This window comes from Roseomonas sp. CAU 1739, from assembly GCF_039839775.1.
GTDB lineage: Bacteria > Pseudomonadota > Alphaproteobacteria > Acetobacterales > Acetobacteraceae > Neoroseomonas.
This window is the reverse complement of sequence record NZ_JBDOQQ010000001.1, coordinates 450711-477356: the sequence shown is the minus strand read 5'-3', so window position 1 is coordinate 477356 and position 26646 is coordinate 450711. Positions and strand designations below refer to the sequence as shown.

Here is a 26646-nt window from a genome sequence, read left to right as displayed (position 1 = left end):
GTATTCTCCTGCGGGCCAGTTGGCACGGCCCCCTACGTTAAGGCGTGACCGCCGCAGGTGGAATCACCGGAGGCGTGAATCACACGATCAGACAGCGGCATGGAGCCGGAGGCGTGAGCGAAAGCGAACGGATCCTGCTCCAGGCGCACATCGGGACGGGGATCGGCCCCATCCCCAACCGCGCCGGGCACGAAGGCCCGCCGCGAAAAGGCGTCAAAGGCCTTCGGCACATCGCGTCCCAGGTGAGGCAAGGCCTCCCGGTTCACCCTCACCCACCCTTCTTCCGCGCCATGAACCCGCCGAGCATCCGTACCGGCTCATCCGTGCGCCAGGATGCGGCGAAGGATTCGATGCCGGCAGCGATCGCCTGGGTCAGCGTCAGGTCCTCCCAGCGCCGGATCAACGCCTTCTGGGACCGGATCGCCTCGGGACCGGCTTCAAGCAGCAGTTCGACCCAGGATTCCACCGCCCCATCCAGCGCCTCCGGCGCGGCGACGCGTTCCACCAGGCCCCAGTCGAGCGCTTCCGCCGCGCCGATCGTCTCCGCGAGCAACAGCAGACGGCGGGTGCGGCCCCAGCCAATCAATCCGGGCAACAGCGCGGCCTCGACCACCGAAGGGATGCCGACGCGCACTTCCGGCATGCCGAATTTCGCGGCCTCAGAAGCGATGCGCAGGTCGCAGGCGGCGGCGATCTCCAGCCCGGCACCCAGGCACCAGCCATTGACCCGCGCGATCACCGGCACCGGGCAGTCGCGCACCGCGCGGCAGCAGCCATGCACCAGGCGGATGAAGGCTTCGCCGCCCGCCGGATCCTGCACCGCCGCCATCACCGAGATATCGGCCCCGCCGATGAAGGCGCGCGGCCCCGCGCCGGTCAGCACCACCGCGCGCAGGGACTGGTCCTGGCCGAGCGCAGCGAAGGTCGCGACGAAGGCATCCATCAGCGCCGGATTCAGCGTGTTCAGCTTGGCGTCGTGATCCACCGCCACATGCGCGACCCGCCCGTCATGGGACCGCCGCACATCCATTCGTCCAGCCATCGGTTTCCTCCGTCGCCGGCCATCCTGCCCGCGTCGGGGAAGGCTGCCAATGCAGCGGTCAGCCCTGCCACCACGGCCGGCGCGCTTCGGCGAGTGCTTGCGCGCGCGTCAGCCCGATGTCGCGCAGCAGCCGCGGGTCGAGCGATGCGAGCCGCGCTCGTTGCGCCTGCCGATCCATCGCCATGCCGATCCATTGCACCACGCCGGCCCAGGACCACGGCGCGGCGATGATGATCCGCGATGGTGTCTGCGTACCGCTGTGCGAGGTCATCGTCATTCTCCTGCCGTGTGGACAGGTGAAATGCCGCAAGTGATCCGCGCGATGGTGCGGTCGGTAGCGAAGTGGCGCGGTTACCGCGGCGCGGCGAAGCCGGCCATGCGCGCATAGCCGCCGGCGATCGCGGCAAGCTCCTCCCGCGCGATCACATCCTCGATGCGCGCGAAGCCATCGGGCGCGCGTTCGGAAACGACATCGACCACGCGCTCAGGCCCGCCTTTCCGATTGCTGCGGACGATATCGGCTGTCTTCGGCAGGCGCTCGGCCGCATAGGCGGCGAGCGCCGCGACGCCATCGCCCCCATCCAGCAGCGCGGCCAGGCAGCGCGCATCGAGCACCGCCTGCGACGCGCCGTTCGAGCCCACCGGATACATCGGATGCGCGGCGTCGCCGAGCAGCGTGACGCGCCCCTGCGTCCAGAACGGCAGCGGGTCGCGGTCGCACATCGGGTATTCCCAGAATTCCGGCGTCGCGCGAACCAGCGCCCCGACATCCAGGAACGGGATACGGAAGCGCGCGACATGGGGCAGCACCTCGGACAGCAGGCCGGGGCGCGACCAGTCCTCCCGGCGCGGCGGCGGTCGCGTCGCATCGCCGATCTGCGCGCAGACCACCCAGTTGGTCAGCCGCGTCCCCGGCGTCGCGCCGGCGGCGATCGGATACAGCACCAGCTTTTCGGTCATGTCGCCGGCGACGATCATGGTGTCGCCGCCTTCGAAGGCCGGCCAGTCGATCGCGCCGCGCCACATCTGGATACCGTTCCAGCGGATGCCGCCGTCATTGGGATGCAGCGCGGCACGCAGTACGGAATGGATGCCATCGGCGCCGACCAGCAAATCGCCGCGCGCGCTGCGGCCATCGGCGAAGCGCGCCGTCACGCCCTGCGCATCCTGCGAGAAGCCGGCCAGCCTGGCGCCGGTGATGAGCGCATCCGGCCCCAGCCGTTCCAACGCCGCCGCCCACAGCACCGCATGCAGATGACCGCGATGGATCGAGAATTGCGGCACCTCATGCCCCGCCCAGGTGCCGCGCGGTTCGACCCAGATCTCCTGGCCGAAACGGTTCAGGTAGCGCAGTTCCCGCGTGCGAACCGCCACCGCATCCAGCGCCGGCAACAGCCCCAGCGCCGCCAATTCGCGGATCGCATGCGGCAGGGTGTTGATGCCGACGCCAAGCGGGCGGACCTGCTCCGCCGCCTCGAACACCGAACAGGCGATGCCGCGCTCGTGCAGCGACAGCGCCAGGGTCAGCCCGCCCACGCCACCGCCAGCGATCAGCACCCGCATGTCACTCTCCGACGCCATCGGGTGCGGCGTAGCGCCCGGGGGCACACCGGACAAGGCGGCGTGGCGACGCTGTCGTTCAGTTCTCCTCGGCCGGGGTGGGCGTGGCCGCGGCCTCCCGCGGCCATGCGCTGTCCGCCTTGGCCCGGCGCCTGGCGGCACAGGCCAGCACGGCCACACCCGCGACCGCCGCGCCGGCCACCGCGGCCGTGGCGGTCACCACGGCGATGCCCGCAAGGCCCACGCCCATCATGCGGAGAAACATGCGACTCTCCTTACATTGTAACGTGAGCATGACTGAATGCGACACACGCCATGCTGGCATTTCATCCGATCCGGACGATAGCCTGCCGGCGCGGCGCCGCCCACCGGCATGGCGGCGCCAAAGGGAGAAACGAACGATGACCATGAACCGCCGCGCCCTGTTGGGTGCCGGATTGGCAGCGGCCGCGCTGCCGCTGCTGCGGGCCGAGGCTGCCGCCCCCTTCGTCGGGCGGGGTGCGCCCGCCTGGTACCGCTTCAAGTTCGGCGATTACGAAGCGACCATCATTTCCGACGGCGCCCTGCCGCTCGGCAAGGCTGAGGATTCCTTCGTCGGCGCGCGCCCCGGCGAGATCAACGCCATGATGCAGTCGAATTTCCTCGACCCCGCCAATGCGCTGCTGGAACAGAACGCGCTGGTGCTGAACACCGGGCGGCAGCTGATCCTGTTCGACACCGGCATGGGCGACAGCATGGGGGCGGACAGCCAGATGTTCGGCCCGACCACGGGGCGGCTGCTGCGCAACATGCGCGCCGCCGGCATCGATCCCGCGCAGATCGACATGGTCGTGCTGTCCCACGCCCATTGCGACCATTGCTGGGCGCTGGTGGACGCCAGCGGCAACCGCAATTTCCCCAATGCCCAGGTGGCGGTGACTGAGGCCGACCTGCGCTACTGGACGGATGAATCGAACATCCGCGGCCCGGCCTTCATGGGGCCGTTCATCCGCGGTGCGACGAAGAACCTCAACGCCTATCGCGACCGCATGGTGATGGTGCAGGACGGGCGCGAGGTGGTGCCCGGCGTGACCGCCATCGCCGCCCCCGGGCATACGGTCGGCCACACCATCTATGCGATCAGTTCCGGGCCGAACGTCATGGTCTATACTGGCGACCTCGCGCATCACCATATCCTGCTGCTGCGGCGGCCGCTGCTTGAATTCTCCTTCGATACGGACCCGAAGCAGTCGGCGCAGACGCGGGCACGGGCGCTGGAGGTCTTCGCCACCGACAAGCCGTTGCTGCTGTCCTACCACTTCCCTTGGCCGGGCCTGGGGCGCGTGGCGAAGGAAGGCGAAGGCTTTGCCTGGCACCAGGCGCCGATGGACGTGACGAGCCTGGGTTAGAGCAGATCGCGTTCAGATGGAATAATCTGGACGCGTGAAGATGCTCTCAAAACATCAGGCTGGAGCATGTGGCGTCAGCGCATGCGAACGCAGCATGCTCCAGCCCCTCGGGCGGCGGGCGGGCCGCATTCGCGCCCCTTGCCGTCGCGCCCTGTGCTGTTCTGCCGGGGACAGCAGCCTGTCCGGGCGCGGTTGCGCTTCGTGCTCCGGGATCGCGGCCTGACCGCGATCCGGCTGTGGGACGGGTGGTGCACGGACGGGCGGGCAGCGGGCCGATCCGCCGGGGATCGCCGCCCGCGCCTCCCGCTCCCGTGCCCCCCGGGCTTGCCGCACCGGCCCGGGCCGTGCAATTTCCGCCCGCATCGGCCGCCCTGCCCGGGCGTGCCCGCATCCGCACGCGCGCAGAGGACAGTTCATGGCCAAGATCAAGGTGAAGACCCCCGTCGTCGAGATGGACGGGGACGAGATGACCCGCATCATCTGGGGGTTCATCAAGGACAAGCTGATCCTCCCGTATCTCGACATCGACCTGAAGTACTACGACCTCGGCATCGAGTATCGCGACCAGACCGACGACCAGGTGACCGTGGACGCGGCCAACGCGACCAAGCAGTACGGCGTCGGCGTGAAGTGCGCGACCATCACCCCCGATGAGGCGCGCGTCGCCGAATTCGGCCTGAAGAAGATGTGGCGCAGCCCGAACGGCACGATCCGCAACATCCTCGACGGCACCATCTTCCGCGAGCCGATCATCTGCCAGAACGTGCCCCGCCTGGTGCCGCACTGGTCGAAGCCGATCGTCGTCGGCCGCCACGCCTATGGCGACATCTACCGCTCGGTCGAGATGAAGGTGCCGGGCGCCGGCACGGTGAAGATGACCTTCACCCCCGAAGGCGGCGCCCCGCAGGAGATCGGCGAATTCGTCATGCCGGCCTCGGGCGGCGTGGCGATGATGATCCACAACCTGAACAAGTCGATCGAGGGCTTCGCCCGCGCGTCCTTCAACTACGGCCTGGCGCGCAACTACTCGGTGTACTTCAGCCACAAGAACACGATCCTCAAGGCCTATGATGGCCAGTTCAAGGACATCTTCCGCGCCATCTACGACGCCGAGTTCAAGGCGGAATACGAGAAGCGCGGCCTGACCTACGAAGACCGCCTGATCGACGACATGGTCGCCTCGGCCCTGAAGTGGGAAGGCGGCTACATCTGGGCCTGCAAGAACTACGACGGTGACGTGCAGTCCGACATCGTGGCGCAGGGCTTCGGCTCGCTCGGCCTGATGACCTCGGTGCTGCTCTCCCCGGACGGCAACACGGTGGAATCCGAAGCCGCGCACGGCACCGTCACGCGCCACTACCGCGAGCACCAGAAGGGCCGCGAGACCTCGACCAACCCGATCGCGTCGATCTTCGCCTGGACCCGTGGCCTTGCCTATCGCGGCAAGTTCGACGGCACGCAGGACGTGACGGACTTCGCGAATGCGCTGGAGAAGGTCTGCGTCGATACGGTGGAAGCCGGCTTCATGACCAAGGACCTCGCCATCCTGATCGGCAAGGACCAGCCCTGGCTGAACACCCAGGCGTTCCTCGCCAAGATCGACGAGAACCTGAAGAAGGCGATGGCCTGATCGCAAGGGCGGCCTTCGGGCCGCCCTTGGTTTTTTGGTCCCTCAAACGGCCGGCGCCGGCCATCCGGCCGGCTTGCCTTCGCGCCATGGGCTGGTGTTCTGGCGACGGCTGTTGGTCTGGGCGCGGTCGCGCCGTGCGCTCGCGGATCGCGGCAGGGCAGCGATCCGAAGTCTTGTGATTGGTGACGCGGCCTGCATCTCCGAAACGGCGGGCGCCGCGCATCCGCGCGGCTTGCCTTCGCGCCATGGGCTGGCGTCCTGGCGGCGGCTGGTGGTCTGGGCGCGGTCGCGCCGTGCGCTCGCGGATCGCGGATCGCGGCAGGGCCGCGATTCGAAGTCCTGTGATTGGTGACAAGGCCTGCATCTCCGAAACGGCGGGCGCCGCGCATCCGCGCGGCTTGCCTTCGCGCCACGGGCTGGCGTTCTGGCGGCGGCTGGTGGTCTGGGCGCGGTCGCGCCGTGCGCTCGCGGATCGCGGCAGGGCCGCGATTCGAGGTCCTGTGATTGGTGACACGGCCCGCATCCCCTCGGGGACGCGGGCCGCGTCGTTTTCGGAACCTTCCCTTGCGGCGGCGTTCGGCGCTCAATTGCCGCGACAGCGATGGGGGCACCAATGCGAGTGGTGGTGATCGGCGGCGGCATTCTGGGCGCCGTCGCGGCCTATTCCCTGTTGCGCGCCAAGGCGGAGGTCACCCTCCTCGATCGCGCGCATGACGGCCGGGCGACGCAGGCGGGGGCCGGCATCGTCTGCCCCTGGACCACCCGATATGAGGGCGAGGCCCTCTATGCGATGCTGCATGGCGGAGCGACCGCCTACCCCGACCTCATCGCAGCGCTGGCCGAGGATGGCGAGACCGATCTCGGCTACGCCCGCGTCGGCACCTTGAGCGCGCCGGAAGACCCTGCCCTTCTCGACACGATCGAACCGCTGGTGCGCCGCCGCGCCACCGCATCGCCGATGGCCGGCGCCATCACCCGCCTGACGGCGGCCGAGGCGCAGCGCCTGTTCCCGGCCATGGCGCCGCGCGCCGCGCTGCATGTCGAAGGCGGGGCGCGGGTGGATGGGCGGCGGCTCTGCGCCGCGCTGCATCGCGCCATCGCGCGCCGCGGCGGCACGCTGCGCCAGGGGCTCGCCGAATTGATGATGGAGGGTGACCGGCTGCGTGGTGCGCGGTTGGACGGCGCGGCGATCGAGGCCGATGCGGTGATCCTCGCGGCTGGCGCCTGGGCGCCGGACGTCCTCGCGCCGGTTGGGCTGCGCCTGGCGGTCGAGCCGCAGCGGGGGCAGATCCTGCATCTGCGACTAGAAGGCACGGACACCGCGGCCTGGCCCGTGCTTTATCCGATGACCTCGCACTACCTGCTGACCTTCGAGGGCGGCCGCGTCGTGGTCGGCGCCACGCGGGAAACCGGGTCGGGCTTCGACCTGCGCGTCACCGCCGCGGGGCTCGCGGAAGTGCTGGCAACGGCGTTGTCCGCGGCGCCCGGCCTTGCGGTGGCAACGCATATCGAGACACGCATAGGATTCCGGCCGATGTCGCCGGATGGGCGCCCGCTGCTCGGCACCGTGCCGGGTCTGCCGGGTCTGGTCCTCGCCAATGGGCTCGGGCCGAGCGGGCTGACCATATCGCCCTTCGCCGGCGCCATCGCGGCGCGGCTCGCGCTGGGTGAGGCGCCGCCGCTCGACCTGGCGCCCTATGACCCGCTGCGGCGCTGACGCGGCACGCGGCGCAGCGGCGGTGCTGATGCTGCTCGCCCTGACCGGCGCGGCACGGGCGGATTGCTTCGACTGGGAGGACAACCAGGTGACGATCCGGCAAGGCACGCTGCAAGGCGTGCCATCCGGCCCGCTGCGCTGGCGCATCGGCAGCGTGGCGGCCGACCATGGGCGATCCATGAGCACCGTCGAGCTGCGCTGGAACGCACCCGCCGGTCGCCCGCAGGCGCAGACGCTGTTCCAGGGCATCCATGATAGCCAGCTACAGTTCAGCCGGAGCGGTAACACCTTGCGGTTACGGGCCAACTATTGCGAAACCGGGCGGGACGTTTGCCGCACCGTCACCCTGCCCTTCGCCTGGGACCGCGCATCCTACCGTTTCACTGGCGCGACGCCGGCGGCACGGCAATCGCTTGCCGACGTCTGCGAGCCCGAGCCGCTCGCACCCGCCCCCTCCGCCCAGACTGGTGTTCCATGAACCTGCCCCTCACGCTTCTCGATTGGATCGCCGTCGCGATCTTCGCCTGCGCCTGGATCGGCTATGCCTCCGTGGTCGACCGCGTGCCCTCCATCCGCGCCCGCAGCGTCATCGCCGCGATGGACGTGCATCGCGAACGCTGGATGCGCGCGGCGCTGGGCCGGGAGAACCGCATCGCCGACATCTCGGCGATCGGCAACCTGATGTCCTCGACCTCCTTCCTCGCCACCACGTCGATCCTGGTGCTCGGCGGCCTGGTCGCGATGCTGGCGGCCCCCGACCCGGCGCGGCGCGTCGTCGCGATCCTGCCCTGGACATCGGTGCCGGACGAGATGATGTGGGAGGTGAAGATCGGCCTGCTACTGCTGATATTCGTGAAGACCTTCTTCGAATTCACCTGGGCGCTGCGCCAGTTCAACTACACATCGACCCTGGTGATGGGGATGCCGCTGGACGCCACGGCGGTCCACCATGCCGAGGCAGCGGCGAAACTCGCCAACCGCGCCGCACGACATTTCAACACCGGGCTGCGGGCGTATTACTTCGGGCTCGCGGCACTGGCCTGGATCATCCATCCGCTGGCGCTGGTGGGCGCAAGCCTGTTCGTGCTGCGGGAGTTGCATCGGCGGGAGTTCCGCTCGGCGGCGCGGGATGCGCTGGCGACGCGGGAAGTGCGGTGATACGGGGGGGCAGAGAGGGGCTTTGCCCCTCTCCGGACCTCTCCCCACCAAAGGCCTAAGGGCCTCTGGACACCTCGACTTGGCGCCGGATGAGGCGGGCCCGCAGGTCGGCCGCTCGGGGTATCGGCGACCGCCGAGGCCAATCGCCCAAAATCCCGCGGTCCAGGGACCCGCTGGTCCCTGGCGGGGTGGCTTGGAGGGGCAGCGCCCCTCCAACCTTCGCTTCCTCCAAACCCTGCATCACCAAAAGCCCGACAGGCCCTGGAATCCTCGTCTTGCGCCCAGCGCCACAGGTCAGCCCATCGGGGTGCAAAGTTCGACCAGGGCGCCGTTGAGGTCGCGGACATAGCCGACCGTCTGGCCCCAGGGCTTCTGCTTCGGCGGCATCAGCGGCACCGCACCGGCCGCGACGGCCCGCGCAAAGGCAGCGCGGACGTCCTCGGTGACCAGGGCGATCTCCATGCCTGGCGGCGTGTCGCCGGGACGGGTGCGGCGGAAACTCGCGCCCTGCTCGTCGATCATCGCCTCGGATGCGAAGGCCAGGGCCGTGGCGCCTGTTTCCATCTCCGCATAGGTGCCGCTGTCATGGACGAAGCGCGGTGAGAGGCCGAAGGCCGCCTCATAGAAAGCCACGGTCGCCGCCACATCGGGCACGTAGTGGATGACGTAGCCGAGCTTCATGGCGCGGGCTTCCGTGGGACGACGATGCGTACGGTGAAGACCTGCACCTCCTCGCCATGCTGGTTGAGCGTACGGTTGCGCATCAGCGCCGATCCGCGATCGGGGCGAGATCGGGAGGGCGTAACCTCCAATACCTCGATCTCAAGCGTCAGCGTGTCGCCGGGGCGCGTCGGGCGGGGCCATTGCAGTTCGCCACCGCCGCCAATGATGCCGCCGGCGATGTTGCCTGCCGCCTGGACCACCATCGGCATGGTCAGCGCCGCGGTATGCCAGCCACTTGCCGCCAGGCCCTGGAACAGCGGATGCTTCGCCGCTGCCTCGGGGTCGGTGTGGAAGGGTTGCGGGTCGTAGCGGCTGGCGAAGGCGATGATCTCGGCCTCGGTGACGGTCACCGGGCCGGCGGTGAAGCGTCGGCCCACGGTCAGGTCATCGAGATAGATCGGCTCGCTCACGTCCCGATGCCGCCGATCGCGAGGTACTTCACCTCCAGGTATTCCTCGATGCCCATATGGCTGCCCTCGCGGCCGAGGCCCGACTGCTTGAAGCCGCCGAAGGGCACCTCGGCGGTCGAGATGATGCCCTCGTTGATGCCGATGATACCGTATTCCAGGGCTTCCGCGACGCGGAAGATGCGGCCGACATCGCGGGCGTAGAAGTAGGAGGCGAGACCGAACTCGGTGTCGTTGGCAAGCGCGATCGCTTCTTCTTCCGTCTTGAAGCGGAACAGCGGGGCGACGGGGCCGAAGGTCTCCTCGCCGAAGATCTTCGCACCGCGCGGCACGTTGGCGAGCACGGTCGGCTCGAAGAAATTGCCGCCGCGGGCATGGCGGTGGCCGCCGGTCACGATCGTCGCACCAAGGGCGAGCGCATCGGCGATGTGCTCCTCGACCTTCGCGACCGCATCGGCGTTGATCAACGGTCCCTGGGTCACGCCGGGTTCCATGCCGGGGCCGACCTTCAGCCCTTCCACCGCCGTCTTCAGCTTGGCGGCGAAGGCGTCATAGACGCCATCCTGCACGAGGATGCGGTTGGCGCAGACGCAGGTCTGCCCGGTATTGCGATACTTCGACGCCATCGCGCCCAGCACTGCCTGGTCGAGGTCGGCATCGTCGAACACGATGAAGGGCGCGTTGCCGCCCAGTTCCATCGAGGTCTTCTTGATGGTCTCGGCGCATTGCGCGAGCAGCACGCGGCCGACCTCGGTGGATCCGGTGAAGGACAGCTTGCGGATGATCGGGTTGGCGGTGAGTTCCTTGCCCGTCTCACCCGACGGGCCGGTGATGACGTTGCACACGCCCGAGGGCATGCCCGCGCGCTCCGCCAGCACGGCGATGGCGAGTGCGGAGAACGGCGTCTGCGACGCGGGGCGGATCACACCGGTGCAGCCCGCGGCCCAGCCGGGACCGGCCTTGCGGGTGATCATCGCGGCGGGGAAGTTCCACGGCGTGATCGCCGCGAAGACGCCGATCGGCTCCTTCGTCACGATGATGCGCCGGCCCTTGGCGTTTTGCGGGATGGTCTCGCCATAGACGCGGCGGCCTTCGTCGGCGAACCACTCGATGAAGGACGCGGCATAGACCACCTCGCCCTTGGCCTCGGCCAGCGGCTTGCCCTGTTCGGCCGTCATGATGGCGGCGAGGTCGTCCGCATTCGCATGCATCAGCGCGGCGAGCTTGTGCAGGATGACCGCGCGATCCTTCGCCAGCATCGCCCGCCAGGCCGGCCAGGCGGCGTTCGCGGCTTCGATTGCGCGGCGGGTCTCAGCGCGGCCGAGGGCGGGGACGGAGCCGATCACCTCGCCGCTGGCGGGGTTGCGCACGGCGATGGTCTTGCCGCTGTCGGCCTGCACCCATTGCCCGGCGATGTAGTTGGCCTGGCGGAAGAGGTCGGGATCCTTCAGCGGAACCTTGGCGATGGCATCGAGCATGGCGGCTTCTCCTCCGGGACTGGGCGGAAGATAGGCCCGCGGGGCGCCGATGTCAGGATGGCGGGTCTTGGCCCAGCATCTCCAGCACGCGGGTCGCGGTGGTACCGATATGGTCACGCAGCGCCCGAAGTGCGGCGGGATCACGCGCCAACACCCGCTCGGCCAGCGCCTCATGCGCCGCAGCCATGCGCGGCCAGTCGGGCGTGACGGATTTCATCAGCCGGCGATACCGCGTGGTCTGCATATAGAGCTCGTCGCAGAAGCCGCGCAGCGAGGCCAGCGGACAGGCGGCGATCAGCGCCCGGTGGAAGCGGTGGTGCTTGGCCTCATAGACATCAAGCCAATCATCCTCGGCGCGGTGTCGCTCGGTCTCGCGCTTCAGCAGGGACAGGCTGGCGACGATCTCATCCTCCCAGGCCGCGCCGCCCTCGGCCATCGCCTGGCGCAGCGCCTCCGGTTCCACGAACTGCCGCGACCGGGTGATGTCGAGCAGGTGCACCCGCGTCACCGGCGGCACCGAGAAGCCTTTCTGACCCTCAAAGGTGACGAAACCCTCGGCGGCGAGGCGGGACAACGCCTCGCGCAGCGGCGTCGCGCCGAAGCCGTAGCGGGGAACAAGGTCGCGGAGCCGCAACCGAGCCTCGGGCGGCAGGGCGCCGGCGACGATCTCCTCCCGCAGACGTGCCGTCGCGGCTTCCGTGGCGGTGGCGGCGGATATGTTCATATCGAAAATATATTTTATCTTGCCATATCGATCAACAACGGCATGATCCCGCCCATTCGGGAGCAAACGGAGCGTCCATGGCCCAGCGTGATGCCACTCATGACCCCGCGCGCCGCAGCTGGGTCGCCAGCGCCAATGCGCCGGGGGCGGATTTCCCCATCCAGAACCTGCCGCTCGGGGTGTTCAGCGCCGGGCTTGCCGGGCCGCGCTGCGGCGTGGCGATCGGGGACCAGATCCTCGACCTGCGGGCCGCGGTCGATGCCGACCTGGTGATGAACCCGGTCGTGAAGGAGACCTCGCTGGCCGGGCTGATGGCGCAGGGGCGCATGGCGTCGGCGACGCTGCGCGCGGAGGTCTCGGCGCTGCTGTCCGAAGGTGCGACGCCACGGCCGGATGTGCTGGTGCCAATGTCCAGGGCACGGATGCACCTGCCGACGACGGTGCGGAACTTCTCCGACTTCATGGCGTCCTACGACCATTGCGCGCGGCTCGGCGTGCGGCGCGACCCGAAGAACCCGCTGCCGCCGGCCTTCCGGCACTTGCCCGTGGCCTATCACTCGCGCGCTTCATCGCTGCGCGTGTCGGGTGAGGCGATCACCCGCCCGCACGGCCAGTGGCAGCGCCAGGACGGGTCAATGGCTTTCGGCCCGACCGAGGCAATGGACTACGAACTCGAAATGGCCGTCTGGATCGCCGGCGACAACGCGATCGGCGAGCCGGTGCCGATGTCGCGCGCGCCCGATCGCATCTTCGGCTACGGCCTGCTCAATGACTGGTCGGTGCGCGACGTGCAGCGGTGGGAAATGCCGCCGCTCGGCCCGTTCCTCGGCAAGTCGGTGTCCACCTCCGTCTCGGCCTGGATCGTCACGGCGGAGGCGCTCGCCCCCTTCGAGGTCCCCGCACCCGTGCAGGACCCGCCTGCCCTGCCCTATCTCGACAGCCCGTGGAACCGGTCCAATGGCGCATTGTCGGTGCGCATGACCGCGGCGATCCTCACGCCGCGCATGCGCGCCGAGGGCGCCGAGCCCTTCATCCTGACCGATACACAGTTCGCCGGCATGTACTGGACCGCGGCGACGATGGTCGCGCACCACGCCACCAATGGCTGCAACCTGCTCGCCGGCGATGTGCTCGGCAGCGGCACGGTATCGGGGCCGGAGGAAACGGCGCGCGCCTGCCTCGCCGAGATCGGCCTGACCGGCCTCGTCACGCTGCCGAGTGGCGAGACGCGGAAATGGATCCAGGATGGCGACGAGATCATCTTCCGCGGCCGCGCCGAAGCCCCTGGTGCCGTGTCGATCGGCTTCGGCGAATGCCGCGGCGTGCTGACCCCCGCCATCGCCTGGCCCGCCTGAATCAAGAAACGCAAGGAAACGCCCCATGGCCCGTCGCATCATCGACATCTCGGTCGCGCTGAAATCCGGCATTGCCTCCGACCCGCCGCGTTCGCTGCCGGAGATCGACTACCTCGACCACAAGATGACCGCGCCGGGCATGGCGCAGGAATTCGGCATCCGCGAGGATGAACTGCCGGAAGGCAACTACGCAGCCGTCGAGAAGGTGAAGCTCAGCACCCACAACGGCACGCATCTCGACGCGCCCTACCACTTCTTCCCCCGTATGAACGAACGCACCGTCCCCGGCGGCGAACCGTCCTGGCGGATCGACGAGATCCCGCTCGACTGGTGCTTCCAGCCCGCGGTGAAGCTCGACTTCCGGCACTTCGAACACGGCTATGTCGCGACACCCGCCGACGTGCAGGCGGAGCTCAAGCGTATCGGCCACACGCTGAAGCCGCTGGAGATCGTCGTGGTCAACACCGCCGCCGGCGCGCGGTATGGTGAGGACGACTACATCCACTCCGGCTGCGGCATGGGCAAGGCGGCCACACTTTGGCTGCTGGAACAGGGCGTGCGGGTGACGGGGACCGATGGCTGGTCCTGGGATGCGCCCTTCTCGCTGACGAAGAAGAAGGTGCAGGCGACCGGCGATGCCGGGCTGATCTGGGAAGGCCATCGCGCCGGACGCGAGATCGGCTATTGCCACATCGAGAAACTGTCGAAGCTGGAGACCCTGCCGTCGGACGGCTTCATGGTCGCCTGCTTCCCGGTGAAGGTGCATCGCGCCTCGGCCGGCTGGACGCGCGCCGTCGCGATCATCGAGGAGTGAGGGCGATGCGCCGCCTGATGCTTGCCATCGCGCTGCTGGCCCCCGTCGGGGCGGCAGCACAGACCTTTCCCGACCGTCCCATCACCATCGTGCTGCCCTACGCGCCCGGCAGCGCATCCGATGCCTATGGCCGCGCGATCGGCGAGCATTTCACGCGCCTGATGGGCCAGCCCGTCGTCCTGGTGAACCGCGATGGCGCGTCGGGCGTCGTCGGCATGCGCTTCGTCGCGCAATCGACGCCCGATGGGCACACGCTGGGCCTGACGCCGGTCACGCCGGTGGTCGTGCAGCCGCACATGGTGCGCAACCTCGGCATCGGGCCGGACAGTTTCGCCCCGGTCTGCGGCACCAATGAGAACGTCATCGGCGTGGTGGTGCGCGCCGACAGCGACATCCGCGACCTGCCCGGGCTGGTCGCCGCCGGGCGGCAGCGCACGCTCACCTTCGGCAGCCCGGGGCCGAATTCCCTGCCGCAACTCGCGATGGTGCGCGTCACGCGCGCGACGGGCGTGGAATTCAGCCACATTCCCTTTCGTGGCGACCCGCCGCATCTGAATGAGGTGCTGGCCGGGCGGCTGGATTTCTCCGCCGCGGTGGTGGCGTCCGCCAGCGGCCTGATCGATGGCGATCGGCTGCGGCTGATCGCCGTGTTCTCCGCCCGTCGCCACCCCGACTACCCCCAGGTGCCGACCGCGCGCGAACAGGGCATCGACGCGCAGCAGCTAAGCCAGGTCGGGATCTACGCCCCGCGCGGGACGCCCGAACCGGTGATGGCGAAGCTGGAGGAAGCCTGCCGCACGGGGACCGAGGACGAAGCCTTCCGCCGCATCGCCGCCGCACGCCGCGTGCCGGTGAACTTCATGTCGCGCGCCGATTTCACCGCCATGGTGCACAGCGAATACGAGGCCTATGGGCGCATCCTGCGGGAACTGGGCGTGCAGCCGGAGTGAGCGGACCGGAGAGGGGCAGCGCCCCTCTCCATCCGCCACCGCAACCCTGATGCTCAGCCGCCCTGCCAAACAACATGCCCGCGCAGCGCCGCCGGCTCCGCCCGTGTCCAGCCCTTGGACTCGGCATAGGCGGTCATCGCCGCAAAATCCTTCCGCCAGGTTGCGGAACCGGACCGGCCCGATGCCTCGATCAGCCAGTCCACCGACACCCACGCATGCTCCGCGCCCTGGAAGTCGATTACGCCCCGCAGCGCCTCGGCCAGGGCCGGCAGCGCATCCGGCGCAGCGGCGACGATCACGCTGAAGCGACGCAGATCCTCGACCTCCGTGAGCCTTGCCGCCTGCCCCGGCGCCACATGGACTTCCATCGCCTCACTCCACCGTCACGCTTTTCGCGAGGTTGCGGGGCTGGTCCACATCCGTGCCCTTCAGCACCGCGACGTGATAGGCGAGCAACTGCACCGGAATGGCATGCAGGATCGGCGCCGCGAAGGCCCCCACCCGCGGCAGCACCACCACGCGGTCGGCGAAGGCGCGCAGCCGCGATGCGCCGAGGTCATCGGTGAAGGCCATGATGCGCCCGCCGCGCGCCGCGGCTTCCTGCAGGTTCGACGCCGTCTTCTCGAACATCGGGCCTGACGGGCACAGCGAGATCACCGGCACGGCGGAATCGATCAGCGCGATCGGGCCGTGCTTCATCTCCCCGGCCGCATAGCCTTCGGCGTGGATGTAGCTGATCTCCTTGAGCTTCAGCGCGCCTTCCATGGCGATCGGGAACAGCGTGCCGCGGCCGAGGAACAGCACGTCGCGCGCGCGGGCGACCTCGACGGCCATGGCGCGGATTTCCTCGTCCTTCTCCAGCACCTGCGCGGCCATGCCGGGCACCTCCAGCAGGGCCGCAGTCAGTTCCGCCTCGGCCTCGGTGGTGATGGTGCCGCGCGCGCGGCCGAAGCCGATCGCCAGGCACGCCAGCACGGCGAGCTGCGCGGTGAAGGCCTTGGTCGAGGCGACGCCGATCTCCGGCCCGGCGACCGTCAGCACGGCGCCATCGGCTTCACGCGCCATGCTGCTTTCCGGCACATTCACCACGGCGACGACCTTCTGGCCGTGCCGCTTCAGCAGGTGCAGCGCGGCCATGGTGTCGGCCGTCTCGCCGGACTGGCTGACCAGCAGGGCCGCACCTCCTTCGGGCAGCGGCGGCTCGCGATAGCGGAATTCGCTGGCGACATCGGCATCGACCGGAATGCGTGCAAGCTGTTCGATCCAGTACCGCCCGACCTGCCCGGCCAGGAAGGCCGACCCGCAGGCGGTGATAGTCATGCGCGGCACGACGGCGGGGTCGAAGGGCAGCGGCGGCAGCGTCACGCTGCGCGTCATCGGGTCCAGATACTGCGTCAGCGTGTCGCCGAGCACGACCGGGTGTTCGTGCAGTTCCTTCTCCATGAAGTGGCGGTAGTTGCCCTTGCCGGTCGCCGCACCCGAGACGGCGGTGAGACGGACCTCGCGTTCCACCGGCGCGTCATGGATGTCGAAGAAGCGGGCGCCGGCGTCGTCCACCACCGCCCAATCGCCTTCGTCGAGATAGGCGATGCGGCGCGTCAGCGGTGCGAGCGCCAGCGCATCGGAACCGACGAACATCTCGCCCTCGCCGTAGCCGACGGCGAGCGGCGCGCCCTGGCGCGCGCAGATCAGCTTGCGTGGATGGCCGGCGAAGATCATCGCCAGCGCATAGGCGCCGTGGGCGCGCCGCAGCGCGGCACTGGCAGCCTGTTCGGGGGTAAGGCCCTCGACGATGTTCTGGTCCACCAGGCGGGCGAAGGTCTCGGTATCGGTCTCGGTCTCGAAGACCTGGCCCTTGGCTTCGAGTTCGGCGCGCAGGTCGGCGTGGTTCTCGATGATGCCGTTGTGCACGACGGACACCCGCAGCGTGCCATGCGGATGGGCGTTGCGTTCGGTCGGCGCGCCATGCGTCGCCCAGCGGGTGTGGCCGATGCCGGTGGTGCCGGGCAGCGGGGCGCTGTCCAGCACGGCCGCGAGGTTGGAGAGCTTGCCTTCCGCCCGCCGGCGGTCGATGTAGCCGTTGACCAGCGTGGCGATGCCCGCGCTGTCGTAGCCGCGATACTCCAGCCGGCGCAGCGCCTCCAGGATGCGCGGCGCGGCCGCTTCGCGCCCGACGACGCCGACAATTCCGCACATGGTCCCGCTACCCCTTCTTGCCCTTGAAGCCCCGGCCCGGCTTCACCGATTGCTGGCCGCGCGCGATCGCCAGCGCATCGTCCGGCACGTCCCTGGTGATGACGCTGCCCGCCCCCACCAGCGCCCGAGCGCCGACCTTCACCGGTGCCACCAGCGCGGTGTTGCTGCCGATGAAGGCGCCCCCGCCGATATCCGTGCGATGCTTGTGCACGCCGTCATAATTGCAGGTGATGGTCCCCGCGCCGATATTCGCCCCCGCGCCGATGCTCGCATCGCCCAGATACGCCAGGTGATTGGCCTTCGCCCCCTCGCCCAGCGTCGTCGCCTTGAGTTCCACGAAGTTGCCGACATGGGCGCGCGCTTCGACCACCGTGCCGGGGCGCAGCCGCGCATAGGGGCCGATGATGGCCTCGCGCTTCACCGCGCAGCCTTCCAGATGGCTGAAGGCACGGATCACCGCGCCCTCCTCGACCGTCACGCCGGGGCCGAAGACGACATGAGGTTCAACCACCACATCGGGCCCAAGGCGCGTGTCGTGGCACAGGAACACCGTCTCCGGCGCCGTCATGGTCACCCCGGCGTCCATCGCGGCGAGACGCAGCCGGGATTGCAGCTCGGCCTCAGCGGCGGCGAGCTCGGCGCGGCTGTTGATGCCGCGCAGCTCGGTCTCGGGCGCTTCCACGGCGCGCACGCGCATCCCCTCGGCGCGCGCCAGCGCGACCACGTCGGTCAGGTAGTATTCGCCCTTGGCATTGTCGTTCGTCACCGCCGAGAGCCAGCGGAACAGATCCGCCGACGCCGCGCAGACCACGCCCGCATTGCACAGGCCGATGGCGCGTTCGCCGTCATCCGCATCCGCCCATTCGACGATGCGTTCGACCATGCCATCCGCCGCGGTGACGACGCGGCCATAGCGCCCCGGATCGGCCGGGCGCATCGCCAGCAGCACCAGATCCGCTTCCCCACGGGCGGCCAGCAGGCGGCCGAGCGTGGCCTCCGTCACCAGCGGGTTGTCGCCATAAAGCACCGCGACATCGCCCGCATGCCCGCCGAGTTGCGACATCGCCTGCAGGGCCGCATGGCCGGTGCCCAGCCTTTCGCGCTGCACCGCAACGTCATGCGGCGCCACCGCCGCCTCCAGTTCCGGCATGTCCGGCCCGACCACGACGACGATGCGCCCGAAGCGCGGCTGGCACGCGGCGAGCAGATGCCGAATCATCGGTCGTCCCGCGAGCGGGTGCATGACCTTGGGCCGGGTGGACCGCATGCGGGTGCCCAGGCCCGCGGCGAGGATGATGGCAGCGGCTGACATACCCCTCCGGTAACGCGCCGCGCGGCGCCGCGTCCAGCGCAGTCGCGGTCAAGTTGCTTTGCCGCATGTGTCGGGGCCCGCTTCCCCCCCTTGCGGGCCGCGACCCGCCTGCGTACCCGGATGGGATGAACAGGATCGCCGTTTTCGACCTCGATGGCACGCTGGTGGACAGCGCGGCCGACATCCACGTCTCGCTGGACCGGTCCATGGCCGGGCTCGGCCTGACCGGATTCACCCGCGCCGAGGTGATCGCCATGATCGGCGACGGGGTGCGCGCCCTGATGACCAAGGCGCTGACCGCGCGCGGCCGGCCCTTCGACGAGGCGGTGCTGGCCGATTTCGTCGAGGACTACACCGCGCAGGCCACCGTGCTGACCCGGCCCTTCGAGGGCATTCCCGCCGTGCTCGACACGCTCCAGGCCCAGGGCTGGCGCATGGCGGTCTGCACCAACAAGCCCGAGGCGGCGGCACGGCTGCTGCTGGAGGATCTTGGCCTGGCGCATCGCTTCGCGGCGCTGGGCGGGGGCGATTCCTTTCCCGTGCGCAAGCCCGACCCGGCACATCTGCTGGCGACGCTCGCCGCCGCCGGGGTTGGCCCCGACCGCGCGGTGATGATTGGCGACCATCGCAACGACGTGCAGGCGGCGGCCCGGGCCGGCGTGCCCTGCATCTTCGCCGGCTGGGGCTATGGGCCGCTGGCCATGGCCGATGGCGCGCCGGTCGCCGCGACGCCGCTCGACCTGCCGGGCATGATGGACGCGCTACTCGCCTGACCGGTTCACCCGCACCAGTTCGAGCCGCATGGCGCCGAACAGGGTGGAGGGGAAATCGACTCTGAGCGGCATCAGCGGCAGCCCGGCGCCGGGGGCGGCGATCCAGGCATCGGCTTCGCGCGGGCGACCGGCCTCGGCGGGGTTGTCGCTGTGGCGGAAGCCCGCCACCAGGCGGCTTTCGAGCCGGCAGCGCAGCGCCTGCGCCGTGACGCCGGGCAGCGGCGAGGGCACCATCCCGACCGTGCGCGAGGACCATTCCAGCCGGCGCCGCCCGTCGAAGACCGCGCCGGTCACGTCGCACCGCCCGGTGGCGGCGGCATCCAGCGACAGCCGCACGAAGGCCGAGAGGCTGTCGATGGTGCCGCGCATCTGGTCGGGCGGCACCGGGTACCGGTCGAGGTCAGGCGGTTCCTGCAGCGACAGGCTCGGCTGTCCGCCGAGGAAGTCGACCACGGTACGCCGCGTGCCGCTGCGCCAGTTGCCTTCGGACATGTAGCGCAGGGGACGGACCTCACGGCCCGCCAGGCCGCCCTGTACCTCGGCACGCTGTTCGGCCGGCAGGAAGAGCCGCGCGAGTCCACGGGCGCGCGAGATGCTGACCAGGCGGTAGGAGGCATCGGTAAGCTGCATCGCCAGTTGCACGTCCATCACCGGCAGACCGGATTGGGAGACGGCGTAGCTGGCCTCGAACGGCGTGGCAGACACAGGGCCATAGCCACCCGTGAGGGCGACAGCGGCCAACACTGCGGCGGCGATGCGCAGATTCATCCACAACAGAATGGCCCATCCCGGCGTCGGGGCAAGAGGCAGGTGCTTGACACCCCCACCCACCCGCTTCTATGTCCGCCTCCCCGCAAGGTCGGGCGCGTAGCTCAGCGGTAGAGCATTCGCTTCACACGCGAAGGGTCACAGGTTCAATCCCTGTCGCGCCCACCATTCAAATTCCAGGTTTGTCTGGCATTCCGCGATCCGCAGGCTGCTCGATAGCCGCGGCGCGCGCATCCGCGATCGCCAGCCCGTCCCCGATTTCGCCCGCGACAAATCGCGCCCCGGTGTCGCCGACTTGGCACGCATCGAATGGCCCGCTGCGCGGCGCAGGGACCATCGCCAGGACATCGCCAGGGCCGGCGGCGGGAAACGCGAGCCCATGGCGGGCGCGGAGCGATGCAATCGGCGCGCTGTCCCCGGGAGCAGCGCGCCGATCAAGGCCGAATGGATCCGCCCTGAAGCGGATCCGTCAGGTCAGGCGGTGCGGCGACGCGCGCGGCGCAACGCCGCCAGGCCAATCAGGCCCATGCCGAACAGGCCCAAGGTCGCCGGTTCCGGCACAGCCGTCGCCGTAAAGGCGCCGCCGCTGAAGTAGACGCCAAGGCCGGTAGCCGCGTTGTAGTAGTTGTTGCCGCTGGCGTACCAGAGGTTCACGTTCTGCCCGCTCGACGTCGAGAACGCGATCCCGCCGATCGTCAGGAACGGCGCGGTCGCCGAGAACAGATTGTCGTTGTTGGGCGGCGCGCAGCAGGCGCCGGCGGGGAGCAGCGCCACGATGCTGCCGAACAGCGTCGAAGTGCCGGTGATGCTGGTCACGGTGCCGCCGCTGACGTCGAGCGTACCTGTGTAGTTGTCGTTCGCTGCACCGCTCGTCTGGGTATAGGTAAAATCGTAGAGCGCAGCGCGGGCCGGCGTCGCAACTGCCATCGCCAGTGCGGCCAGACCCGCCAAAACGATTCGCTTCAGCATCGGGGACTATCTCCTGTTTCGAAGCACGCGCCGTGCACGCTTCTACCTAGGGTAGAGCAAGTGACATGCCATTCTGCCAATTCATTGATTTTATTGCATAATAAGCCATATTTTCTGAAGCTGAGATGGGCACTGTCAAGAATTCCGACACCATCAACCTGAGCCCCGTTACCCTCGTGGGCGACGCATCGGACTGGCGACGGCGGCTAGGCGTCGCGTCCTGCGCAGTCGCATCGGCGGTCGCCGGCGGTGGGCGCGGTCGCGCATCCGCGCGCCGGACGCGGCCGTCCGCCGCGCCGGGATGGGCGCTGTGCTCAGTACGATTTCGGCAGCCCCAGCACCCGTTCCGCCAAATGGCTCAGGATCAGTTCCCGGCTGACCGGCGCGATGCGGGGGATCAGGCTTTCGCGCAGATACCGCTCGACATGGTATTCCTGGGCATAGCCCATCCCGCCATGGGTCATCACCGCCGTCTCGGCGGCGGTGAAGCCCGCCTCGGCGGCGAGGTATTTGGCGGCATTGGCCTCTGCGCCGCAGTCGCGCCCGGCGTCGTACAGCGCGGCCGCCTTCATCGTCATCAGCCAGGCCGCTTCCAGATTCGCCCAGCAGCGCGCCAGCGGATGCTGGATCGCCTGGTTCTTGCCGATCGGGCGGCCGAAGACCACGCGTTCCTTCGCGTAGTTGGCCGCGCGACCCAACGCCGCATGGCCGATGCCCACCGCCTCGGCGGCGATCAGCATGCGCTCGGGGTTCATCCCATGCAGGATCTGCCTGAACCCGGCACCTTCGGCGCCGATGCGGTCCTCCTCCGGGATCTCCAGCCCATCGAAGAACAGCATGTTCGAATCGACGGCGTGGCGGCCCATCTTCTCGATCAGCCGGACTTCCACCTTCGACCGGTCCAGCGCGGTGTAGAACAACGTCAGCCCATCGGTCTTGCGCTTCACCTGGTCGAGCGGCGTGGTGCGCGCCAGCAGCAGGATGCGGTCGGCCACCTGCGCGGTGGAGATCCAGATCTTCTGGCCGTTCACGACATAGCGGTCGCCGCGCTTCTCCGCCCGAGTCTTCAGTTCGGTCGTGTTGAGGCCCGCATTCGGCTCCGTCACACCGAAGCATGCCTTCTCCCGCCCCGCGATCAGCGGCGGCAGGAAGCGCTGCTTCTGCGCCTCGGTGCCGAAGACGACGACCGGATTCAGCCCGAAGATGTTCATGTGGATGGCCGAGGCGCCGGTCATGCAGGCGCCGCTTTCGGCCACCGCGCGCATCATGATGGTGGCTTCCATCATGCCGAGGCCACCGCCGCCATATGGCTCGGGCATGGCGATGCCGAGCCAGCCACCTTCGGCCATGGCGGCGTGGAAATCATGCGGGAAGACGCCGTCGCGGTCGCGGGCGAGCCAATAGGCGTCGTCAAACCGCGCGCAGAGGCGCAGCACCTGTGCCCGCAATTCCTCCTGGTCGTCCGTCAGCGAAAACTGCACCCGCCTTCCCCCCAATCCCGTCACGTCGGCGGGAAACTGCGCGGGGGTGCGCAGGGGGTCAATGCGCGAACGCCGCCGCATGGGAATGCGGCGGCGTCCGTCCTTCAAGGCTGGGCGTGGGCTTGCCCCGCCCCTGCCTCAGCGTGGCGTGGCGGGCGCCGCCGGGGCAGCCGGTACGGCCGGGGCGCCGGCGGGCGGACCGCCGCGACGACCCGGACCGCCCTGACCGCGCATCATCACCTCGTCCCGCGTCAGGGCACCGTCGCCGTTCACGTCTGCCGCGCGGAAGGCTGCGTCGAACATCGGGCGAAGCTCATCCAGCGTGACCTTGCCGTCGAGGTTCGCGTCGATGAAGCGGAACATCGCCGCACCGCGCTGCTGCATCCCCTCGCGCATCGCCTCGGGCGGGCCACGGCGGCCGGCGGGGCGCTGCGCTTCCATATAGGCGCGGAACTCCTCGATGGTGACGCCGCCATCCTTGTTGGCGTCGATCTCGACGAAGCGCGCCTGCAACCAGGCCTGCCCTTCCTCACGCGTCACCCGGCCGTCGTTATTGGCGTCGGCGCGGGCGAAGGCCTCGCCCATCGCGAAGCCGGCGGCGCCGCCGCGGCCGTGATGCGGCCCCGGGCCATGGCCCTGCCAGCCGGGACCGCCGGGGCCACCCGGCGGCGGGCCGCCCGGCGCGGGCTGCGCCAAGGCGAGGCCCATGCTGCCGGCCAGAAGCATCGCACTCACCGCCGCAACCGTTGTCTTTCGCATGGTCTCAATCCCTTCTGTCTGCGGCCTTACGCCGCTGTGAGGAAATTGGCCCCTTCGTGTAACGGCGGCATTGCGAAACCCGCTTGACAGGGTGAGGAAGGGTAACGCGGGGGTGTTCAGGGTGTGCCCGGCTCGCCCAGATCCCACCACATTCCAGCAAAGGCCAGGATGCCTTCGCGGGCGGGCGCGATCAGGTAATGCTCGTCCGGGCCATGCTGCTTGCAGCCATTGTAGGAATGCGGGACCCACACCAGCGGCACATTCAGATGGTCCACGAAGACATCCCCCGGCAGCCCGCCCGAGGAATTCGGGATGATCTGCACCTTCTTGCCGAGCGATTTCGCCATCGAGGCCTGCGCCCAGCGCACCCAGGGATGGTCGGGATCGGTGCGGGACGCCGGCATGCGCAGCCCGGCATTCTCCACCGCGATGTCCTGGAAGCCATGCGCGTCGAGATGGTCGCGCACCGCCTTGCCAAAGGTCGCCGGGTCGGAATCCACCGTGTAGCGCACCTGCATATGCGCGCGGGCGTCGGGTGCCACGGCATTGACCGGGTTCTCGGGACGGCCGGAGATCATCGCCAGCACGATCAGGCTGTTCCAGCCATAGATCTTCTCGGCGGAGGTGAGGCCCGGTTCGCCCCAGCCCGCGTCGATCGTCGCCGCGCCATCGCCGCCACCCACCGGGCAGCCATCGAGCACCGCGCGCACCGAGTTCGACAGGGTTTTCGGCAGGATGCCGCGCACCAGGACCTTGCCGTTGCGGTCCATCATGGTGGTGAGCGCATGGGCGAGCAGGATCGCCGGGTCGCGCGTCAGCCCGCCCCAATGGCCGGAATGCACGCCACCCGGGCGCAGCTTCAGCACCAGGTCGAAATGGAAGGTGCCGCGCGTGCCGGTGGCGATGGTCGGGATCTCGGGTTCGACGCGCGGGCCGTCGGAGGCGATCAGCACATCGGCGGCGAGTTCCTCGGCATGCGCCGCGATGAATTCGCGCAGGCCGGTGGAGCCGCGCTCCTCCGCCATCTCCAGCACGACCTTCACGTTGAAGCCGAGCTTGCCGCCGCGTTCCTTGATGACCGCTTCAAGCGCGGCGATGTTCAGCGCGTGCTGGCCCTTGTTGTCGGCGGTGCCGCGGCCGTACCAGCGGTCGCCTTCCTCGATCAGCTTCCAGGGTTCGAGGCCGGCGCGCCACTGGTCCTCAAGCCCGCGCACGGTGTCGCCGTGGCCGTAGAGCAGGACCGTGGGACGCGACGGATCCTCGATGCGGATGCCGGTCAGGATCGGGCCGAAGCCCGCGCGCGGATTGGGCCGCACCTGCACGGTGAAGCCGAGCCCTTCGAGCCACGGCCGGATCGCGCCGTTCAGATACCGGTCGAGATCGGCCTCGCGGCCTTCCTCCTGCGCAGTGGAGGGGATGGCGACGAGGTCGGACAGCAGCGACTTGAAGCCGCCATCGTCGAAGAAGGATGCGGCGCGGGACAGCGCGCCTTCGCGGGTGGGCATGGGTCACTCCTGCCGGGACGTCTCGGCCCTTCGGTAGACCCGCCCGGCCCCGGTGCCTAGCCCGCCGGCAGGCTCCGTTCGTACCAGCCGCGGCTGCGCTGGACGATGTGCACCACGCTCAGCATCACCGGCACTTCGATCAGCACGCCGACCACGGTGGCAAGCGCCGCCCCCGACTGGAAGCCGAACAGCGCGATGGCCGTGGCGACGGCCAGTTCGAAGAAATTCGACGCCCCGATCAGCGCGGAAGGCCCGGCCACGCACCAGGCGACGCCGAGCTTCCGGTTGAGCCAATAGGCCAGCCCCGCATTCAGATAGACCTGGATGAGGATCGGCACGGCCAGCAGGGCGATGACCAGTGGCTGGCGGATGATCTGTTCCCCCTGCAGCCCGAACAGGATGACGAGCGTCAGCAGCAGCGCGCCCAGCGATAAGGGCCCGAGTGCGCCGAGCGCACGCCGCAGGGCCTCTTCCCCGCCGCGTGCCAGCAAGGCCCGCCGCCAGAGTTGCGCCACCGCCACCGGCACGACGATGTAGAGCACGACCGAGAGCAGCAGCGTCTCCCACGGCACCACGATCGCGGACAGGCCCAGCAGCAGCCCCACGATCGGCGCGAAGGCGACCACCATGATGATGTCGTTCAACGCCACCTGGCTCAGCGTGAAATGCGGCTCCCCATCGACCAGGTTCGACCAGACGAAGACCATCGCCGTGCAGGGTGCGGCGGCGAGCAGGATCAGCCCCGCCATGTAGGAATCGATCTGGTCGGCCGGCAGCAGCGCGCGGAACAGCACGCCGATGAACAGCCAGCCCAGCAGCGCCATCGAGAAGGGCTTCACCAGCCAGTTCACCGCGACGGTCGCGGCGATGCCGCGCCAATGGTCCCGCACCTGCCCCAGCGCGCCGAGATCGATGCGCAGCAGCATCGGCACGATCATCAGCCAGACCAGCATCGCGACCGGCAGGTTCACCTCGGCGAGCGTCGCCGCGCCGATGGCGTGAAACAGCCCCGGTGCCGCCTGCCCCGCCCCGACTCCCACCAGGATGCACAGCGCCACCCACAGCGTCAGGTAGCGTTCGAACAGGCCGAGTGCGGGCGCCTGGCTCACGAGGATGCCCCATCCGCACGCCGCCCGGCCGCATCCAGCACCGGCGCGCCATCCTCCTTGGCGAAGGCGCCGCGCGGCGGGTCGGGCAGGATGTCCAGCACCATCTCGGACGGGCGGCACAGCCGCACGCCAAGCGGCGTGACCACGATCGGCCGGTTGATCAGGATCGGGTGCGCCATCATCGCATCCAGCAGCGCATCGTCGGACTGGCCGGGGTCGCCCAGGCCGAGTTCGGCATAGGGCGTGCCCTTTTCCCGCAGCACCGCGCGCACCGGCACACCCATGCGGGCGATCAGCGCGGCCAGTTCGTCGCGCGTGGGCGGGGTGCGGAGATATTCGATGATGCGCGGCTCGACCCCGCTGTTGCGGATCAGGCCGAGCACGTTGCGCGACGTGCCGCAGGCCGGGTTGTGGTAGATCGTCACCTCGGTCATGCGGGGTCCTTCCCGGTGGCGCAGCAGGCCGCGGGCGGCGCGCAGAGTTCCGGCCTGCCCTGGCAGCAATCCTGGAGTATGAAGCCGATCAGGGCACGGATGCCGTCATGGTCCGCGCCGTAGCGCACCAGCCGCCCTTCCCGCTGCGCGCCGATCAACCCGGCGCGCGCCAGGATGGCCAGATGGGTACTCATGGTGTTGTGCGGCACGCCGAGCCGCTCGGCGATCTCGCCGGCCGGGATGCTGCCCTCGGCGGCCACCAGCAAGCGGAAGACCGCGAGGCGCGTGTCCTGCGACAGGGCGGCGAAGCATTCCGTAGCCGCATTAGCGTCCATATGTCCCGACTTATCGACATGATAAGCGGCGGTCAAGTCCGCGCCTCCGGCCCGGGGGA

Annotated in this window: 28 protein-coding genes and 1 tRNA gene; 10 read left to right on the top strand and 19 right to left on the bottom strand. The window is 69.3% G+C overall.

What is annotated here, in order from left to right:
* Positions 1 to 268 precede the first annotated feature (268 nt).
* The 4 genes from AAFN86_RS02225 to AAFN86_RS02210 form a co-directional block, all read right to left on the bottom strand.
* A complete protein-coding gene (locus AAFN86_RS02225) occupies positions 269 to 1042 on the bottom strand; it encodes an enoyl-CoA hydratase (RefSeq protein ID WP_347541573.1) in 774 nt (257 codons plus the stop codon).
* Between the two features lie 58 nt (positions 1043 to 1100).
* Entirely contained in the window at positions 1101 to 1313 is a 213-nt protein-coding gene (locus tag AAFN86_RS02220) for a DUF1127 domain-containing protein (protein WP_347541572.1), read from the bottom strand.
* 80 nt (positions 1314 to 1393) lie between these two features.
* Positions 1394 to 2605 carry a flavin-dependent oxidoreductase gene (locus AAFN86_RS02215; protein WP_347541571.1) on the bottom strand — a complete coding sequence of 404 codons (1212 nt, stop codon included), beginning with the start codon at positions 2603 to 2605 and terminating at the stop codon, positions 1394 to 1396.
* Positions 2606 to 2681: 76 nt separating this feature from the next.
* Positions 2682 to 2867 (bottom strand): hypothetical protein, encoded by a 186-nt coding sequence (locus AAFN86_RS02210; protein WP_347541570.1) that lies wholly within the window; start codon positions 2865 to 2867, stop codon positions 2682 to 2684.
* Between the two features lie 136 nt (positions 2868 to 3003).
* On the opposite strand from AAFN86_RS02210, the gene AAFN86_RS02205 reads away from it, so the two are divergent.
* From AAFN86_RS02205 to AAFN86_RS02185, 5 genes are all read left to right on the top strand, one after another.
* Positions 3004 to 3990 (top strand): MBL fold metallo-hydrolase, encoded by a 987-nt coding sequence (locus AAFN86_RS02205; RefSeq protein WP_347541569.1) that lies wholly within the window; start codon positions 3004 to 3006, stop codon positions 3988 to 3990.
* Between the two features lie 415 nt (positions 3991 to 4405).
* Positions 4406 to 5620, top strand: coding sequence for an NADP-dependent isocitrate dehydrogenase (locus AAFN86_RS02200; protein WP_347541568.1), 1215 nt, complete (start codon positions 4406 to 4408; stop codon positions 5618 to 5620).
* A 613-nt stretch (positions 5621 to 6233) separates the two neighbouring features.
* Complete coding sequence (locus AAFN86_RS02195; protein ID WP_347541567.1) at positions 6234 to 7337, top strand: FAD-dependent oxidoreductase; 1104 nt, start codon at positions 6234 to 6236, stop codon at positions 7335 to 7337.
* Positions 7318 to 7815 carry a hypothetical protein gene (locus tag AAFN86_RS02190; protein ID WP_347541566.1) on the top strand — a complete coding sequence of 166 codons (498 nt, stop codon included), beginning with the start codon at positions 7318 to 7320 and terminating at the stop codon, positions 7813 to 7815. Before AAFN86_RS02195 ends, AAFN86_RS02190 begins: the two co-directional genes overlap by 20 nt.
* Positions 7812 to 8495: a DUF599 domain-containing protein gene (locus tag AAFN86_RS02185; protein ID WP_347541565.1), complete on the top strand. Its 684-nt coding sequence runs from the start codon at positions 7812 to 7814 to the stop codon at positions 8493 to 8495. The genes AAFN86_RS02190 and AAFN86_RS02185 overlap by 4 nt, the downstream gene beginning before the upstream one ends.
* A 294-nt stretch (positions 8496 to 8789) precedes the next feature.
* On the opposite strand, the gene AAFN86_RS02180 is transcribed toward AAFN86_RS02185, so the two are convergent.
* The 4 genes from AAFN86_RS02180 to AAFN86_RS02165 are packed head-to-tail and all read right to left on the bottom strand — an operon-like array spanning position 8790 to position 11827.
* Positions 8790 to 9176 (bottom strand): VOC family protein, encoded by a 387-nt coding sequence (locus AAFN86_RS02180; protein WP_347541564.1) that lies wholly within the window; start codon positions 9174 to 9176, stop codon positions 8790 to 8792.
* Positions 9173 to 9628, bottom strand: a complete 456-nt coding sequence (locus AAFN86_RS02175) for a MaoC family dehydratase (RefSeq protein ID WP_347541563.1) — start codon at positions 9626 to 9628, stop codon at positions 9173 to 9175. Before AAFN86_RS02175 ends, AAFN86_RS02180 begins: the two co-directional genes overlap by 4 nt.
* Positions 9625 to 11103 (bottom strand): NAD-dependent succinate-semialdehyde dehydrogenase, encoded by a 1479-nt coding sequence (locus AAFN86_RS02170; protein WP_347541562.1) that lies wholly within the window; start codon positions 11101 to 11103, stop codon positions 9625 to 9627. The genes AAFN86_RS02175 and AAFN86_RS02170 overlap by 4 nt, the downstream gene beginning before the upstream one ends.
* 52 nt (positions 11104 to 11155) lie before the next feature.
* On the bottom strand, positions 11156 to 11827 hold the full coding sequence (locus AAFN86_RS02165; RefSeq protein ID WP_347541561.1) for a GntR family transcriptional regulator: 672 nt from the start codon (positions 11825 to 11827) through the stop codon (positions 11156 to 11158).
* A 77-nt stretch (positions 11828 to 11904) separates the two neighbouring features.
* On the opposite strand from AAFN86_RS02165, the gene fahA reads away from it, so the two are divergent.
* Genes fahA through AAFN86_RS02150 form a run of 3 tightly spaced genes read left to right on the top strand, consistent with a single transcriptional unit; the run spans position 11905 to position 14946 of the window.
* Positions 11905 to 13182, top strand: a complete 1278-nt coding sequence (fahA, locus tag AAFN86_RS02160; protein WP_347541560.1) for a fumarylacetoacetase — start codon at positions 11905 to 11907, stop codon at positions 13180 to 13182.
* 25 nt (positions 13183 to 13207) lie between these two features.
* Positions 13208 to 13996 (top strand): cyclase family protein, encoded by a 789-nt coding sequence (locus tag AAFN86_RS02155; RefSeq protein ID WP_347541559.1) that lies wholly within the window; start codon positions 13208 to 13210, stop codon positions 13994 to 13996.
* Between the two features lie 5 nt (positions 13997 to 14001).
* The gene (locus AAFN86_RS02150) at positions 14002 to 14946 is read left to right on the top strand and encodes a tripartite tricarboxylate transporter substrate binding protein (protein ID WP_347541558.1); all 945 of its coding nucleotides are present in this window, start codon (positions 14002 to 14004) and stop codon (positions 14944 to 14946) included.
* 53 nt (positions 14947 to 14999) lie between these two features.
* Here the strand turns inward: AAFN86_RS02150 and AAFN86_RS02145 are convergent, their stop codons facing one another.
* Genes AAFN86_RS02145 through glmU form a run of 3 tightly spaced genes read right to left on the bottom strand, consistent with a single transcriptional unit; the run spans position 15000 to position 18454 of the window.
* The gene (locus AAFN86_RS02145) at positions 15000 to 15314 is read right to left on the bottom strand and encodes a hypothetical protein (RefSeq protein ID WP_347541557.1); all 315 of its coding nucleotides are present in this window, start codon (positions 15312 to 15314) and stop codon (positions 15000 to 15002) included.
* Positions 15315 to 15318: 4 nt separating this feature from the next.
* Positions 15319 to 17142 carry a glutamine--fructose-6-phosphate transaminase (isomerizing) gene (gene glmS / locus AAFN86_RS02140; RefSeq protein ID WP_347541556.1) on the bottom strand — a complete coding sequence of 608 codons (1824 nt, stop codon included), beginning with the start codon at positions 17140 to 17142 and terminating at the stop codon, positions 15319 to 15321.
* Between the two features lie 7 nt (positions 17143 to 17149).
* Positions 17150 to 18454 (bottom strand): bifunctional UDP-N-acetylglucosamine diphosphorylase/glucosamine-1-phosphate N-acetyltransferase GlmU, encoded by a 1305-nt coding sequence (gene glmU / locus AAFN86_RS02135; protein WP_347541555.1) that lies wholly within the window; start codon positions 18452 to 18454, stop codon positions 17150 to 17152.
* Between the two features lie 125 nt (positions 18455 to 18579).
* Here glmU and AAFN86_RS02130 point away from each other — a divergent pair, with 125 nt between their 5' ends.
* Positions 18580 to 19227 carry an HAD-IA family hydrolase gene (locus tag AAFN86_RS02130; RefSeq protein WP_347541554.1) on the top strand — a complete coding sequence of 216 codons (648 nt, stop codon included), beginning with the start codon at positions 18580 to 18582 and terminating at the stop codon, positions 19225 to 19227.
* Here the strand turns inward: AAFN86_RS02130 and AAFN86_RS02125 are convergent.
* Positions 19216 to 19995 carry a DUF3108 domain-containing protein gene (locus AAFN86_RS02125; RefSeq protein WP_347541855.1) on the bottom strand — a complete coding sequence of 260 codons (780 nt, stop codon included), beginning with the start codon at positions 19993 to 19995 and terminating at the stop codon, positions 19216 to 19218. The two genes, AAFN86_RS02130 and AAFN86_RS02125, sit on opposite strands and share 12 nt — an antisense overlap.
* A gap of 93 nt (positions 19996 to 20088) precedes the next feature.
* Between AAFN86_RS02125 and AAFN86_RS02120 the strand changes: the two genes are divergently transcribed.
* Positions 20089 to 20163 (top strand) — tRNA-Val (locus AAFN86_RS02120).
* Between the two features lie 306 nt (positions 20164 to 20469).
* On the opposite strand, the gene AAFN86_RS02115 is transcribed toward AAFN86_RS02120, so the two are convergent.
* The 7 genes from AAFN86_RS02115 to AAFN86_RS02085 all read right to left on the bottom strand — a co-directional run bounded on the left by AAFN86_RS02115 (position 20470) and on the right by AAFN86_RS02085 (position 26587).
* Complete coding sequence (locus AAFN86_RS02115) at positions 20470 to 20964, bottom strand: PEP-CTERM sorting domain-containing protein (protein ID WP_347541553.1); 495 nt, start codon at positions 20962 to 20964, stop codon at positions 20470 to 20472.
* A 314-nt stretch (positions 20965 to 21278) separates the two neighbouring features.
* Complete coding sequence (locus tag AAFN86_RS02110; RefSeq protein ID WP_347541552.1) at positions 21279 to 22445, bottom strand: acyl-CoA dehydrogenase family protein; 1167 nt, start codon at positions 22443 to 22445, stop codon at positions 21279 to 21281.
* Between the two features lie 138 nt (positions 22446 to 22583).
* Entirely contained in the window at positions 22584 to 23204 is a 621-nt protein-coding gene (locus tag AAFN86_RS02105) for an EF-hand domain-containing protein (protein WP_347541551.1), read from the bottom strand.
* Between the two features lie 116 nt (positions 23205 to 23320).
* Positions 23321 to 24709 carry a M20 family metallopeptidase gene (locus AAFN86_RS02100; protein WP_347541550.1) on the bottom strand — a complete coding sequence of 463 codons (1389 nt, stop codon included), beginning with the start codon at positions 24707 to 24709 and terminating at the stop codon, positions 23321 to 23323.
* 56 nt (positions 24710 to 24765) lie between these two features.
* The gene (arsB, locus tag AAFN86_RS02095) at positions 24766 to 25818 is read right to left on the bottom strand and encodes an ACR3 family arsenite efflux transporter (RefSeq protein ID WP_347541549.1); all 1053 of its coding nucleotides are present in this window, start codon (positions 25816 to 25818) and stop codon (positions 24766 to 24768) included.
* On the bottom strand, positions 25815 to 26252 hold the full coding sequence (gene arsC, locus AAFN86_RS02090) for an arsenate reductase (glutaredoxin) (protein WP_347541548.1): 438 nt from the start codon (positions 26250 to 26252) through the stop codon (positions 25815 to 25817). The genes arsB and arsC overlap by 4 nt, the downstream gene beginning before the upstream one ends.
* Entirely contained in the window at positions 26249 to 26587 is a 339-nt protein-coding gene (locus AAFN86_RS02085) for a metalloregulator ArsR/SmtB family transcription factor (RefSeq protein ID WP_347541547.1), read from the bottom strand. The genes arsC and AAFN86_RS02085 overlap by 4 nt, the downstream gene beginning before the upstream one ends.
* Positions 26588 to 26646 lie beyond the last annotated feature (59 nt).